This is a genomic window from Caballeronia sp. INDeC2, assembly GCF_023631325.1.
Taxonomy (GTDB): Bacteria; Pseudomonadota; Gammaproteobacteria; order Burkholderiales; family Burkholderiaceae; genus Caballeronia.
Genome location: NZ_JALQDG010000027.1, coordinates 185686 through 200117, shown reverse-complemented (window position 1 = coordinate 200117; position 14432 = coordinate 185686). Strand labels below are relative to the sequence as shown.

The 14432-nt window shown below is 63.9% G+C and carries 14 protein-coding genes; 1 reads left to right on the top strand and 13 read right to left on the bottom strand.

Translation table 11 applies throughout. The features are described from left to right. Window positions 1–2: 2 nt before the first annotated feature. The 13 genes from hutC to NCS28_RS16420 form a co-directional block, all read right to left on the bottom strand. Window positions 3–698 carry a histidine utilization transcriptional repressor HutC gene (gene hutC, locus NCS28_RS16480; protein ID WP_250514819.1) on the bottom strand — a complete coding sequence of 232 codons (696 nt, stop codon included), beginning with the start codon at window positions 696–698 and terminating at the stop codon, window positions 3–5. Next, window positions 695–2224 carry a histidine ammonia-lyase gene (gene hutH / locus NCS28_RS16475; RefSeq protein ID WP_250514818.1) on the bottom strand — a complete coding sequence of 510 codons (1530 nt, stop codon included), beginning with the start codon at window positions 2222–2224 and terminating at the stop codon, window positions 695–697. Before hutH ends, hutC begins: the two co-directional genes overlap by 4 nt. A 122-nt stretch (window positions 2225–2346) precedes the next feature. Then, window positions 2347–2826: a GNAT family N-acetyltransferase gene (locus NCS28_RS16470; RefSeq protein ID WP_250514817.1), complete on the bottom strand. Its 480-nt coding sequence runs from the start codon at window positions 2824–2826 to the stop codon at window positions 2347–2349. Between the two features lie 165 nt (window positions 2827–2991). Next, on the bottom strand, window positions 2992–3369 hold the full coding sequence (gene crcB, locus NCS28_RS16465; RefSeq protein ID WP_250514816.1) for a fluoride efflux transporter CrcB: 378 nt from the start codon (window positions 3367–3369) through the stop codon (window positions 2992–2994). Window positions 3370–3393: 24 nt separating this feature from the next. Next, window positions 3394–3621 (bottom strand): hypothetical protein, encoded by a 228-nt coding sequence (locus NCS28_RS16460; RefSeq protein ID WP_250514815.1) that lies wholly within the window; start codon window positions 3619–3621, stop codon window positions 3394–3396. Between the two features lie 89 nt (window positions 3622–3710). Then, window positions 3711–4535 (bottom strand): M55 family metallopeptidase, encoded by an 825-nt coding sequence (locus NCS28_RS16455; RefSeq protein WP_250514814.1) that lies wholly within the window; start codon window positions 4533–4535, stop codon window positions 3711–3713. Then, window positions 4532–5542, bottom strand: coding sequence for a DmpA family aminopeptidase (locus NCS28_RS16450; protein WP_250514813.1), 1011 nt, complete (start codon window positions 5540–5542; stop codon window positions 4532–4534). Before NCS28_RS16450 ends, NCS28_RS16455 begins: the two co-directional genes overlap by 4 nt. Beyond that, entirely contained in the window at window positions 5539–6429 is an 891-nt protein-coding gene (gsiD, locus tag NCS28_RS16445) for a glutathione ABC transporter permease GsiD (RefSeq protein WP_250514812.1), read from the bottom strand. Before gsiD ends, NCS28_RS16450 begins: the two co-directional genes overlap by 4 nt. A gap of 7 nt (window positions 6430–6436) precedes the next feature. Next, a complete protein-coding gene (gene gsiC, locus NCS28_RS16440) occupies window positions 6437–7357 on the bottom strand; it encodes a glutathione ABC transporter permease GsiC (RefSeq protein WP_250514811.1) in 921 nt (306 codons plus the stop codon). A gap of 47 nt (window positions 7358–7404) precedes the next feature. Continuing rightward, a complete protein-coding gene (gsiB, locus tag NCS28_RS16435; RefSeq protein ID WP_250514810.1) occupies window positions 7405–8952 on the bottom strand; it encodes a glutathione ABC transporter substrate-binding protein GsiB in 1548 nt (515 codons plus the stop codon). 25 nt (window positions 8953–8977) lie between these two features. After that, on the bottom strand, window positions 8978–10876 hold the full coding sequence (locus NCS28_RS16430; protein WP_250514809.1) for a dipeptide ABC transporter ATP-binding protein: 1899 nt from the start codon (window positions 10874–10876) through the stop codon (window positions 8978–8980). Next, window positions 10873–11838 (bottom strand): isoaspartyl peptidase/L-asparaginase family protein, encoded by a 966-nt coding sequence (locus tag NCS28_RS16425; RefSeq protein ID WP_250514808.1) that lies wholly within the window; start codon window positions 11836–11838, stop codon window positions 10873–10875. The genes NCS28_RS16430 and NCS28_RS16425 overlap by 4 nt, the downstream gene beginning before the upstream one ends. Next, the gene (locus NCS28_RS16420; RefSeq protein ID WP_250514807.1) at window positions 11835–12809 is read right to left on the bottom strand and encodes a MurR/RpiR family transcriptional regulator; all 975 of its coding nucleotides are present in this window, start codon (window positions 12807–12809) and stop codon (window positions 11835–11837) included. The genes NCS28_RS16425 and NCS28_RS16420 overlap by 4 nt, the downstream gene beginning before the upstream one ends. A 219-nt stretch (window positions 12810–13028) precedes the next feature. Between NCS28_RS16420 and NCS28_RS16415 the strand changes: the two genes are divergently transcribed. Beyond that, on the top strand, window positions 13029–14294 hold the full coding sequence (locus NCS28_RS16415; protein WP_250514806.1) for a mechanosensitive ion channel family protein: 1266 nt from the start codon (window positions 13029–13031) through the stop codon (window positions 14292–14294). Window positions 14295–14432 lie beyond the last annotated feature (138 nt).

Here is a 14432-nt window from a genome sequence, read left to right as displayed (position 1 = left end):
GTTCAGAAGTGCCCCGTGAATTGATAACGGTCGCCCGGATGCCAGAGATTCGCGACCGATGCCACCGCGTCGCGCGACCACGTGCGCCGATGCAGCAGCAGACACGGCTCGTGCTCCGCCATCGCGAGCGCGAGCCGGATTTCCGCCGACGGCACCGACGCCTCGATCCGGTATTCGACGCGCTGCAAGGGCGCGGCCGTCATCAGATACTGGTTCGGCGTGATCGCCGTGAAATCCTGGCGCGCGTACTCCGGCGCGAGCGCGGGATTCACGAAACGCTCTTCCATCTGCACCGGTTCGTCGTTCTCGAAGTGCAGCACGCGCGAATGAAACACCGGGCTGCCGAGCGTGAGATGCATTTCGTCGGCGAGCGCCTCGTCGACGATCGATGCGCCCAGATGCAGCACATGCGCGCGATACGCGTGGCCGCGCGCGACGATTTCATCGGAGATGCTGCGAATTTCGACGAGCGTCGACGCGTATTTCGGCTGCGCGACGAAGGTGCCCGCGCCCTGCACGCGCGTGAGCACCTGCTCGGCGGTCAGCTCGCGCAGCGCGCGGTTCACCGTCATGCGCGCGACCTTGAATTCGCGCGCGAGCTCGTTCTCGGAGGGCACCTGATCGCCCTCCTTCCATTCGCCGATATGAATGCGCCGGAGAATGTAGTCCTTGATCTCCTGATACGCGGGCGTGCTCATACAGGCTGTTCCGACGAGAACGCAAACGGGCTGTGCCGCGCGATCGCGCCGTCCTGCACGAGCGTTGCGATCGCGGCGATGTCGGGCGCGAAGTAGTGATCCAGATCGTAATGCGCCACGTGCGCGCGCAGCGTCTTCATCACGTCGAGCAAGGGCGCGCTCGTCTGATGCGGCGCGCGCAGATCGACGCCCTGCGCCGCCGCGAGCAGTTCGATCGCGAGAATGTTCGCCGTGTTGCTGGCAATGTCGCCGAGTTTGCGCGCGGCGAACGTCGCCATCGAAACGTGGTCTTCCTGATTCGCGGATGTCGGCAGCGAATCGACCGATGCGGGATGCGCGAGCGTCTTGTTCTCCGATGCGAGCGCCGCAGCCGTCACGTGCGCGATCATGAAGCCGGAGTTGACGCCGCCGTCGCGCACGAGAAAAGGCGGCAGGCCGGAGAGCGTCGCGTCGATCAGCAGCGCGATGCGGCGTTCCGCGAGCGCGCCGATTTCGGCGGCGGCGAGCGCGAGGTTGTCGGCGGCGAACGCTACCGGCTCCGCGTGGAAATTGCCGCCCGACAGCACTTCGCCCGTGTCGGGGAAAATCAGCGGGTTATCGGAGACGGCATTCGATTCGATCAGCAGGATGTCCGCCGCGTGGCGCATCTGGTCGAGGCACGCGCCCATCACCTGCGGCTGGCAGCGCAGGCTGTACGGGTCCTGCACCTTCTCGCAGTCCGCGTGCGACAGGTTGATGCCCGAGCCCTTGAGCAGCGTGCGGTACGCCGCCGCCGCCTCGATCTGCCCGCGATGGCCGCGCAGTTCGTGGATACGCGCATCGAACGGGACGACGGAACCCGCCGCCGCATCGACCGACAGCGCGCCCGCGACGAGTCCGGTACGGAACAGATCCTCGATCGCGAAGAGGTTGTAGAGCGCGAGCGCCGCCGACGCCTGCGTGCCGTTCAGCAGCGCGAGACCTTCCTTCGCCTGCAGCGTGAGCGGCTTGAGGCCCGCTACCGTGAGGCCGTCGAGCGCACTCGCGCGCTCACCGCGAATGCTGACCTCGCCGATGCCCAGCAGCACCGTCGACATATGCGCGAGCGGCGCGAGATCGCCCGATGCGCCGACCGAACCCTTGATCGGGATGATCGGCAGCACGTCGGCGTTGAAGAGCGTGATGAGCGCGTCGATGACCTCGCGGCGGATGCCCGAATGACCGCGCCCGAGGCTCGACAGCTTGAGCGCCATCAAGAGACGCACGACCGGCCGCGACATCGGCTCGCCGACGCCTACCGCGTGAGACAGCACGAGATTCTTCTGCAGCAGTTCCAGTTGATCGGCGGGAATGTGCGTATTGGCGAGCCGCCCGAAGCCCGTATTGATGCCGTAAGCCGGATCGCCCTTCGCGGCAATCGCGGCGACGGCGCGCGCGCTCGCGTCGATGGCGTCGAAGCTGGCGGCATCGAGTTGAAGCGGGTCCGAACCACGCGCGATGCGGCGCAGTTGCGGGAGCGTCAGTTTTCCGGGCGTAAGCGTGATCATGGTTCGTCCTGTCTATACAAGTTAGACTCAAGTCTAAACGTGCCGAAAGGACGAAACAAGGGGATATCCGGGATATCACTAGGTTCATCCCGGGAAGTTCATGCGTCTTGTCTATACAGATTTCACGTTTCCAGCACCTTTTCCATCACGAACTGGACGAAGCGCTGCTCGCGCACGATGACCGCACGCGCCAGGAGCATCGTGAAACCGCAATACTCGAAGAAAGGCCGCGCCGTGACGCTCGAGTAGGTATGCAGGGTTTGCATGCCGGCTTTTTCCGCTTCGGCTTCGATGCGCGCGAGCAGCGACGTTGCCACACTTTTGCGCTGATGCAGCGGATCGACGAACATCATGTCGATGAGACCGTTTTTTTCGAGATCGGCGAAGCCCGCAAGTTCGCCGTCGACGAGCCCGACCCATGTCGGGCGGTTCGCGCGGGCGAGCTCCCATTCGTCCCGGTCGGCTTGCGCCCACGCTTCGATCTGCGCTTCGTTGTAGTCGGCCGATGCCGTTTCGCGAACGGCGCGTTGGAACAGATCGATCACACCGTCGAGATCGCTGGCACGATACGGTCTCACATCGATGAGAGGCAGCCCTTGCATTTCATCACCTTCGTTTACTGTCAAAAGAAAAAACCGCTGCCGAGGCAGCGGGGGTCTAGCGTTGAAAACGCGGAAAATTTGTACGGGAATGAATCGGAAATCGGGCGCGCGCAAACGTTGAAATTGCAGGGAGTCGAATCGCGGAATCGCGCCGTCGGGAGGCCTTCAGGAAACCACGGCCACCGTCGCGATACCGAGCGCGGTCATCAGCAGCGATGCGCATACGTGGATTGCGATCTCAGCGAGCGCCCAGCCGAGCCGCCCTTGCTGCAAATGCGCGACCACTTCGGCCGAGAACGTGGAAAACGTGGAGAGCCCGCCCATCAGCCCGGTGATGACGAACAGCCGCCATTCCACCGAGATATCCGGAAAGCGCGCGAAAAACGCGACTGCCACGCCGATGACGTAACCCGCGATGACGTTCGATGCGAACGTGCCGAGCGGCAGATTCGGAAAAATCGCATTCAGGCGCAGACCGAGGACCCATCTGAGCAGCGACCCAAGGCCGCCGCCGAGCCCCACGGCGATGATCGACAGATACATGAGTTGTGTGAAATCGATTCGAAATTAACTGCGTTGTGCCTCGCGTGCGAGCCGCTCGACCAGTGCGCCGCGGCTCGTCTCGACGATCCAGCCGTCCTTGTGCCGCAGATGCGCCGCCCACGTGCCGTCGCGCCGTTCTTCCCAGCAGCCGGCATCGCGGCCGTCGATGAAAAGCGAGCCGCGCGTAACGAGCTGGGGATCGGCGGGGTCGAGCACCTCGTCGTCATTGTGTTCGAGCTTCACCGTGTGCATGAGCGTCGTCTGCAAAAAGACGTCAAGACCAGAGCCGGTCTCGCGAATGGCTCCATTCTAACGATACTCAAAGCGCTTGGTCCAAACGCTCACCGTATCATGAAGGACATTGCCGAAAGGCAATTGAGTATTCGCACGACATGTTCGACTGAAGGCGCATCGAAAGCGAGCGTCACGGCATCGATGCGTTCGAGCGCCGGCCATTGGCAGAAGAGATCGGCGAAGGCGCTCGTCTGCGCGCGCAGTTCGCAGCGAAGGCCGATGACAGGCGAGCGTTTCGCATGTGACGACGACGCCGCCGCTTCGATCGTTTCGCGCGCGGCGAGCCGGATCGCGTCGCATGCCGCGGCGGGCGTTTCGGTCACGCCGCTCGAATAGCCGTGCGCGGTCTTCACGCATAGAAAACGCGCGCCGGGAAATGCGGGGAGCGTCTCGGCGCCGAACACGTCGTCGCCCGTGAGTAACGCGACACGCCCGCCGTGTTCCTCAGCGAGCCTGCCGTAAAGCCCCGCCTCGCCGACTTCCTCGCCATCTAGAGTGACGCGCGCGAACGCGGCGCTGTTGATCGTATGCGCGAGGATGCCGCGGCTTTGCGCGCGCGCGTGATAGCCGATCATGAAGACCACTTCCGGCGATGCTTCCAGCCCCGCCATCATGCCGAGCGTGCGCGGCTTGCCGAGCACGAGACGCGCGCGCTGATCGATGAGGTCGGGCATCAGATTGCGAAAGCCGCCGTGCGAATCGTTGATCCACACTTGCGATGCGCCGCCATCGAACGCGCCTTGCGCGGCCGCATTCGCCTCGCGCGTCATCCAGCGGCGCGCCTGTTCGTATTCGGCGTTGCCCGCGCGCGTCTGCTCCGGATGGAACACGCCCGCGATACCTTCGATATCCACAGAGATCAGCACTTTCATGGTCTTGTCCTCAATGCGTCCTTGAGCGATATGCGCCGATGGCCATCGCGTCCGGCGACCGTCTCCGCGCTGAAGAGCGCATCGAGGATCGCTTGTTCGATGCTGTCGGCGGCGGCCTGAAAGAGAGGATCGAGCCGCGCGTCGCTGATGAGCGGCGGTATAGCGATGAAGTCCGCATCGTGCGGCACGGTGTAGGCGGTCGTGAACGCCAGCGCGATATCGCCGCTGCCGTGACCGTACACCGAGCCCGTGCGCGCGAGGCCGGCGGCGGAACGCATCGCGAGACGGCGCAACTGACGCGCGTCGAGCGGCGCGTCGGTTGCGATCAGCATGATGATCGAGCCTTGCTCGGGCTTCGCGTTCGCTTCTTTCATCAGCGTCTTTCCGACGGCATCGCCCGAGATCATGAGCTGCGGCAAGCGGCCGAAGTTCGCGAGCACGAGCGCGCCTGTCGTGTATGCGTGCTCGTTGATCTGCACGACGCGCGAAGCCGATCCGACCCCGCCTTTCAATTCGAAGCACGACATGCCGCGTCCCGCTCCGACCGCGCCGCGTTCGAAATCGACGCCGCACGCATCGAGTGCGCTCATGTAATGCGCTTCGCGAATCGCGAGCGCCTGCATGTCGTTGAGATAGCCGTCGTTGCATTCGAACACGAGCGGATTCACGCTCGGATCCTCGCGTCCGATACCCGGATTCGCGGCGATGGCAGCGCGAATCTGCGCATTCGCGATCGTGCCGACACCGAAGGTATTGGTCAGCGCGACCGGCGTTTCGAGCACGCCGAGTTCTTCGACCTGCACGAGCCCGACGCTCTTGCCGAAGCCGTTGATCACGCACGCGGCGGCCGGCACCTTGTCGCGATAGACGTCGCCGTCGTGCGGGCGAATCACCGTCACGCCCGTTTGCACCGCGCCTTCAGCGAGCGTGCAATGACCGACCGTCACGCCCGCGACATCGGCGATCGTGCCGCGCGGCCCCGCTTCGAGCGGACCGATATGCGTCATGGCCGGTCGAGCTTCGGATCGAGCGCATCGCGCAGGCCGTCGCCGAGCAGATTGAACGCGAGCACCGTGAAGAAGATCGCGAGACTCGGGAAGATCGCGACGTGCGGCGCCATCGCCATGTCGGCGCGCGCTTCGTTGAGCATCGCACCCCACTCGGGCGTGGGCGGTTGCGCGCCGAGTCCCAGGAACGACAGACTCGCCGCCGTGATGATCGACGTGCCGATGCGCATCGTGAAGTACACGACCACCGACGATATCGTGCCGGGCAGGATATGCCGCGCGAGTATCGTCCAGTCCGACGCGCCGATGCTCTTCGCCGCCTCGATATAGGTGAGATGCTTGAGCGCGAGCGTATTGCCGCGCACGAGCCGCGCGAACGCGGGAATGCTGAAGATCGCGACCGCGCACACGACGTTGACCATGCCGTTGCCGAGAATCGCGACGACGCCGATCGCAAGCAGAATCCCGGGGAACGCGAACAGCACGTCCGCGATGCGCATCACGATGCGGTCCCACCATCCTTCGTAATAGCCCGCGAGCAAACCGAAGAACGTGCCGATCACCGCGCCGAGCACGACGGAGAGCAAGCCCGCCGTCAACGAAATGCGGCTACCGACGAGTATGCGGCTCAGAATGTCGCGCCCCAGCGAATCGACGCCGAACCAGTGCGCCGCCGATGGACCGGCGTTGAGCGCGTCGTAATCGAAGTAGTTCTCCGGATCGTAAGGCGCGATATACGGCGCGATGATCGCGATCACGATCAGCAGCAAGACGAACACGGCCGCGATCATCGCAATGTGCTGTTGCCTGAACTTGCGCCAGAACTCCGTCCACGGCGTGCGGATTTCTTGCGGCGCTTGCACCGCGTTTTCGGCTGCCACGCTCATCGCGTCCTCACTTGAAACGAATGGTCGGATTGATGATCGCGTACAGCACGTCCACGATCAGATTGATCACGATGAACTCCAGCGAGAACAGCAGCACTTCCGCCTGAATCACGGGGTAATCGCGCATCTCGACCGCATCGACGAGCAGGCGTCCCAGCCCCGGCCAGTTGAACACCTTCTCCACGACGATCGAGCCGCCGAGCAGAAAGCCGAATTGCAGACCCATCATCGTGACGACGGGGATCATCGCGTTGCGCAGGCAATGCTTCACGATGACCATCGGTTCGTGCACGCCCTTCGCGCGCGCGGTGCGCACGAAGTCCTCGCCGAGCACTTCCACGAACGACGCGCGTGTGAAGCGCGCCATCACGGCGGCCACCGCAGCCCCGAGCGTGATCGATGGCAGCACGTAACCCTTCCATGTGCCGTCATCGACGATAGGCAGCCAGCCGAGCTTCACCGAGAAGATTTCCATCAGCAGCATGCCGAGCGCGAAGGCCGGAAACGATATGCCCGATACCGCGAGCGTCATGCCCAATCGATCCGGCCAGCGATTGCGCCACACCGCCGACACGATGCCGATCGTCATGCCGAAGACCACCGCCCACACCATGCTCGCGAGCGTGAGCCACAACGTCGGCATGAAACGCTCGGCGATTTCCGTCGACACGGGCCGCTTGCTGCGCGTCGACATGCCGAAGTCGAAATGCACGACCTTGCCGAAGAAGCTCACGAGCTGTTGCGGCAGCGGCTTGTCGAGGCCGAGATCCGCGCGCACGAGCGCGACCGTCGCTTCGTCGGCCTCCGCGCCCGCGGCGAGCCGCGCGGGATCGCCCGGCAGCATGTGCACAAAGAAGAACACCAGCACCGCGACGATGAAAAGCGTCGGGAGCAGACCTAACAGGCGTTTGGCGATGAAGTTGAGCATCGTTTTAAGTCAGATGCGGCCGGGCGATCACGTCCGGCCGAAAGCGATTACTTGATCGCGATCTCGTCGAAGCTGAACGAGCCGTCGGGCATCACGTACGCGCCGGAAAGACGCTTGCTGCGCGCATACACGACCTTCTCCGTGACGAGGAAAATCCACGGAGCGTCGGCCCAAATGCGCTTTTGCGCATCGGCGTAGAGCTTGGCCTTCTCGCCGCGATCCGTGGTGGCGAGCGCCTTGGAGAGATCGTCGTCGACCTGATCGTTTTTGTAGTACGCGGTGTTGAAGAGCTTCGGCGGGAACGACGTGCCGCCGAGCAGCGGCGAGATCGCCCAGTCCGCTTCGCCCGTCGACGACGACCAACCGATATAGAGCATGCGCACGGGCGCCGTCTTCGGATCGGGCGCGCTCTCTATGCGCTGCACGCGCTGCCCCGCTTCGAGCGCTTCGACCGTCGTCTTCACGCCGACTTGCGCGAGTTGCTGCTGCACGAACTGGATGATCTTCTGCGCGGTCGTGTGGTTATAGCCCGACCACAGCACGGTTTCGAAGCCGTTCGGGTATCCCGCTTCCTTCAACAATTCGCGCGCCTTCGCGGGATCGTATTTCCACGGCCCGAGCTTCGTCGCGTAATCGACGCCCTGCGGCACCACGCCTTCTGCGGGCATGGCATAGCCCGCGAACGCGACCTTGACGAGCGCTTCCTTGTTGATCGCGTAGTTCATCGCCTCGCGCACCTTCGGATTGTCGAAAGGCTTTTGCAGCACGTTCATGCTGACATAGCGCTGAATGATCGACGGCGCCGCGATCAGATCGACCTTCGGGCTTGCCTTGAGCGTCCCGGCCTGCTCGAACGGAATCGAAAACGCGAAGTCCGCTTCGCCCGTCTGCATGAGCGCCGCGCGCGTGTTGTTATCGACCACCGGCTTCCAGTCGATCATGTCGATCTTCGGCAAACCCTTCTGCCAATAGCCCGTGAATTTTTTCACCTTCAGGTCGTCGGTCTGCTTCCATTCGACGAACTCGAACGGGCCCGTGCCGACCGGATGAAACGCGATGTCCTTGCCGTACTTCTTGAGCGCGGCCGGCGAGATCATCACCGCCGACGGATGCGCGAGCACGTTGATGAACGCCGAGAAAGGAATCTTCAGCGTGATCTTTACCGTGTACGGGTCGACAACTTCGGTCTTGTCGATCTTGTTGAAGAGGTTGTAGCGCTTGAGCTTGTTGTCCGGATTCGTCACGCGGTCGAACACGGCTTTCACCGCGTCCGCGTTGAAATCGGTGCCGTCCTGGAACTTCACATCCTTACGCAAATGGATCGTGTAGACCTTCGCATCGGGGCTCGCCTCGTAGCTCGTCGCGAGCACGTTGCGGATCTTCATGTCCTTGTCGAAGCCGAAAAGGCCTTCGTAGAAGGACTTCGCCACCGCCTGCGAGAGCGTGTCGTTGGCGTCGTACGGATCCATCGTCGTGAAGGTCGAAGCGACCGCCATCACAGCGGTGCTTTGCGCGTGCGCCGCGACGGGCGCGAGTGCGGTCAGCGTGGCGAACGCGCTTGCTGCGAGCATCGCGCGCAATTGAAAGGACGGCATCGTTGGACTCCTTTTTGAAGTGCTTCTAGTAAGCGCCGCCAACGTGATGCTCGGCGACAAAATGATCTGGTCCGACTGCAACCAGCTTTGCGACGATCGGCTCATCGCCGAGCTTGCGGATCGGGCTCGGAATCTCGTCGGCGGCGAGCATGCGTTTCGCATGCCTGCGCGACGGGTCGGCGACCGGCACCGCGCTCATCAGCTTGCGCGTGTACGGATGACGCGGCGCTTCGAACACGGCGGCGCGCGGCCCGATCTCGACGATCTGCCCGAGATACATCACGGCCACGCGATGACTCACGCGTTCCACGACCGCCATGTCGTGCGAAATGAAGAGATACGCGACGCCCAGCTCGCGCTGAAGATCGAGCATCAGATTGACGATCTGCGCGCGCACGGAGACATCGAGCGCGGAGACGGATTCGTCGGCGATCACGACTTTCGGATTCAGCGCGAGCGCGCGCGCAATCGCGATGCGTTGTCTCTGCCCGCCCGAAAATTCATGCGGATAGCGCTGCGCCGCTTCGGGCGGCAAGCCGACCTTTTCGAGCAGCCAGTCGACGCGCGCCTGTGCTTCCTTGCCGCTCGCGACGCCATGCACGAGCAACGGTTCCATCACCGAGAAACCCACCGTCAGACGCGGATTGAGCGACGCGAACGGGTCCTGAAAGATGAACTGGATATTGCGCCGCAGTGTCTGCAATGCATGGCCTTCGAGCTTGCTGATGTCGCGTCCGTCGAATTCGATGGAACCGCTCTGGCTCTCGACGAGCCGCAGCAACGAACGTCCCGTCGTCGATTTGCCGCAGCCCGATTCGCCGACGAGCGCGAGCGTTTCGCCCGGGCGCAGGTCGAAGCTCACGCGCTCGACCGCATGCACCGCGGCCGTCGTGCGGCCGAACAAGCCGCTCTTCACCGGAAAGCGAGTGACCAGATCGCGCACGCGCAGAATCGGCCGGATGGTTTCATCGACGGCGGGCTGCGTTTCCTTTTCGACCGCTTCCGATGGCCGCAACGCGCTCGCATCGTCGGGCGCGATGTCCACCGGCTCCGCTTCGAGTATCGGGAATTTCGCGGGGCGATCGGTGCCGCGCATCGCGCCGAGGGTCGGCACGGCGGCGAGCAGCGCCTTCGTGTAGGGATGCTTCGGCGCATGGAACAGCGTGTCCGAATGCGCTTCCTCGACCTTCTCGCCGCGATACATCACGAGCACGCGATCGGCGACTTCCGCGACCACGCCCATGTCGTGCGTAATGAAGATCACGCCCATGTTCATTTCGTCCTGCAGGCCGCGCACGAGTTGCAGGATCTGCGCCTGAATCGTGACGTCGAGCGCGGTGGTCGGCTCGTCGGCAATCAGCAGCGCGGGCCTGCACGAGAGCGCCATCGCGATCATCACGCGCTGGCGCATGCCGCCCGACAACTGATGCGGATAGCGCGCGAACACGCGTTTCGATTCGGGGATGCGCACGAGATCGAGCAGACGCAGCGCTTCGGCGCGCGCCTCCGACCGGCTCTTGCCCTGATGCAGCGCGATGGCTTCCGCGATCTGGTCGCCGACCGTGAACACGGGATTGAGCGATGTCATCGGCTCCTGGAAGATCATCGCGATGTCCGCGCCGCGCACGCTGCGCATCGCCGCGGACGACGCCTTCGCGAGATCGAGCACTTTCCCGTTGCGCCGCCTGAACGCGATGCTGCCCGAGACGATGCGCCCGCCGCCATGCTCGACGAGACGCATCAGCGCAAGCGACGTGACCGATTTCCCCGAGCCCGATTCGCCGACGATCGCGAGCGTCTCGCCGCGATCCACGGTGAACGAGAGGTTGCGTACGGCTTCGATCGTACGCGAGCGCGAGCGGAACGAGACCGACAGATCGCGCACGTCGATCACACGGGAATCGGGCAAGGTCGCAGTCGTCATCGATAGATCGCCGTGACGGGCGCTTCGCCTGCGCGCGCATAGCCGCGATACATGCCTTCCGTGTTGAACGGCAGCACGACGTTGCCCTTCGCGTCAACGGCGATGAGGCCGCCGCGTCCCTCGATGCGCGGCAGCTTGTTCGTCACGACATCGTGTGCCGCGTCTTCCAGCGACAAACCGCGATATTCCATTTGCGCCGATACGTCGTACGCCGCAAGCATGCGGATGAACATCTCGCCCGTGCCGGTGGTCGAGACGGCGCAGGTCGCGTCGTTCGCATAGCAGCCCGCGCCGATCAACGGCGCATCGCCGACGCGGCCCGCCTGCTTGTTGGTGATGCCGCCCGTCGATGTCGCCGCCGCGAGATGACCGTTCGCGTCGAGCGCGACCGCGCCGACGGTGCCGAACTTCTTGTCGGGATCGATGGGATCGTTGTCGAATGCGAACTTCGTCATCGCATCGTGATCGAGCATCGTGCCCGATGTGCCGCGCGCCTTGAGCCATTGCTGATGGCGCGCTTCGGTATGGAAGTACGACGGCTCGACGAACTCGAGCCCTTGCGCCGCGGCGAACGCTTCCGCGCCCGCTGCCGTGAACATCACGTGCTCGCTCACGTCGAGCACGCGGCGCGCGGCGAGCACGGGATTCTTCACGCGCGTCACGCAACTGATCGCGCCGGCTTCGAGCGTCGCGCCGTCCATCACGGAGGCGTCGAGTTCGTGCGTGCCGGCCGCCGTGAACACCGCGCCGTGGCCCGCGTTGAAGAGCGGACAGTCTTCGAGAAGACGGACGGCTTCGGTGACGGCGTCGAGCGCGTTGCCGCCCGCGGCGAGAATGCGCTCGCCCGCGCTCAAAATCTCGCCGAGCGCCGCGTGGTAGCGCCCTTCCGTTTCGGCGTTCATCGCGTGGCGCAGAAGCGTGCCCGCGCCGCCGTGAATGGCAATGACTGGTGTGGCGTTCATGTCTCGCGTGGTTCCGTGTGAGTGTGTCGTTTCGCGGCCGTGCGGCGCGGCGCGGAGACCGTCTGCGGCCCTTTGGCGATCGACGGTGCGACGAGCCACGGCAGAACGAATTCGGTCAGTCCAGACGCTGCTTCGACCGAGCGTTTCGCCCGATGCGCGACTGCATCGCAGAGTGCTTCGACGACGGCGAGCACCGCCGTGTCGCAATTCGCCGCGAGCCTGCGTTCGGCGTGAATCGCGAGCAGGATGTCGGCGACTTGCGCGAGCGGCGACGCGGCGCTGTCCGTGAGCGCGATGACGCGCAAGCCGTGATCGCGCGCGAGCCGCGCCAGCGTGATGGTGTCGTCGACATAACGCGGGAAAGCGATCGCGATCAGCACATCGCCGCGCGACGCCGTGAAGAGCCTGCGCGCCGCGTGCGACGGTCCGCCCATCAGCGCGAGCGATTGAACGTTCGCGCAGTACGGCGTGAGTCCGTGCTCCATCAATCCCGCGAGGAACGCGCTCGCGCCATAGCCGACCACGAAGATGCGCGGCGCAGCGAGGATCATGTCGACGATCGCGCCGGCCTTCGCGCCATCGACGGAAGTCTGGGCAAGACGCAGATTCGCTGCCGCCTGCGCGAGCGATGCATCGAATACTTCGGCCCCGCTCGCCGGCGATTCGAGCGCGGTGCGCAAGCGCTCGACCGGCGCGATGGTCGCCTCGAAGCCGCGCACGAGCGCCTCGCGAAACGCCGGATAGCCCGAGAAGCCGAGCGCGCGCGCGAAACGGTTCGCCGTCGCCACCGACGCGCCCACCGCGCCCGCCAGCTCGTCGATGCGCATCGTCGCGGAACGGAACAGGTTCGCCAGCACGAACGCACCCATGCGCCGATGAATCGGCGTGAGCGTCGGCATGGCCGCCGCGATGCGCGCGGAGATCAGGACGTCGGCGTTGGCCGGCGCACGAACCGATAGTGAACGGGACATGGAATGCGCTGCGCTCTCATGGCAATCAAACGCGATGAAAGTATATTTACTCGAAAAACCCGCCAAAAAAAATTCATTTTCATCGAACTCGGGTTTTCGATAAGGCGCGCAAGCAGGCCGCTTCCGATGCATCGAACGTGCACGATCATGCACAATACGGTGCGCGCCGCGCCGAGAAAGCGCATGACGCGCATGCGCTCATAGCCCTCACCCAACCGTATGAACTTCGACTTCCTTCCCGATCCGCTGCCCCATCTGCTCGCCGCTCATCCCTGGGCGCAACTGGTCGCGGGTCTCGTCGCGCTCGCGCTGATCGCGCTCTTCCTGCAATGGGTGATCGTGCGCATCGTGCTGTATGTCGCGCATCGGTTGCTCGTGCTCGCCGGTCATCAGAAGTGGGACCGCGCGTTCATCAAGCATCGCGCGTATCACCGCCTCTGGTACGCGGTGCCGTTCGCGACTATCGCGCTCGGCATCGACGAGGTGCCGCGCATCGGCCATTGGGCGACGGGCATCGGCCGCGTCGCGCACGGCGGCGCGTGGATCTGCATTTTCTTCGCGGCGGGCAGCGCGCTGTCCGCGTGGCAGGACGTCTATGCGGAAAGCAAGGAAGCGCAGACGCGCTCCATCAAGGGCTATATCCAGATCGGCAAGCTCGCGCTCGCCCTCGTGTGCGGCGTGCTCGTGCTGTCGATTCTCATCGACCGCTCGCCGCTCTGGATGCTCTCCGGCCTCGGTGCGCTTTCCGCCGTGCTGCTGCTCGTGTTCAAGGACACGCTGCTGTCGCTCGTGGCGAGCACGCAGTTGACGTCGAACGACATGCTGCGCATCGGCGACTGGATCGAGATGCCGCAAGCCGCCGCCGATGGCTTCGTGAAGGACATCGCGCTGCATACGGTCAAGGTGCAAAACTGGGACAACACCGTGACCACCGTGCCGACCTACAAGCTTTTTTCGGAGAGCTATCGCAACTATCGGCACATGTTCGAATCGGGCGGGCGGCGCATCAAGCGAACGTTGCGCATCGACGCGCAATGCGTGCGCTTTCTCACCGAGGAAGAGACCGCGCGCCTCAAGCGCTTTCGCCTGCTGCACGATTATCTGGAACAGAAGCAGACCGAAGTAGAGCAGGCGAACCGCAATCTCGGTGAACTCGCTAACGAGCCCGCGAACCGGCGGCGGCTCACGAATATCGGCACGTTTCGCGCGTATGGGCTCGCGTATTTGCAGCGGCATCCGGAAATCCGCCAGGACATGGCGATTATGGTCCGCATGATGGAGCCGCAATCGGAAGGCATTCCGGTCGAGGTCTACTGTTTCACCGCGACAACCGCGTGGACGCAATACGAGCGCATTCAGGGCGACGTGTTCGATCATCTGCTGTCGATCCTTCCGGAGATGGGCCTGCGGCTGTATCAGGCGCCGTCGGGCGCGGACATGACCGGTTTCGCGGGCCGTCTGCGCGGCGAAATGCCGGCTCTTTGATTCGCGGCATTCGCGTCGTCAAAAAGGATCAGGCAAGAATCCTCCACTTTTGTGTATTCACGTTGACGCTTCACGCCCTTACGATTTAACCATCGCCGATGCGCCTTTTTTCCGCAGCTTCACAGCCGCGGTGGAAAC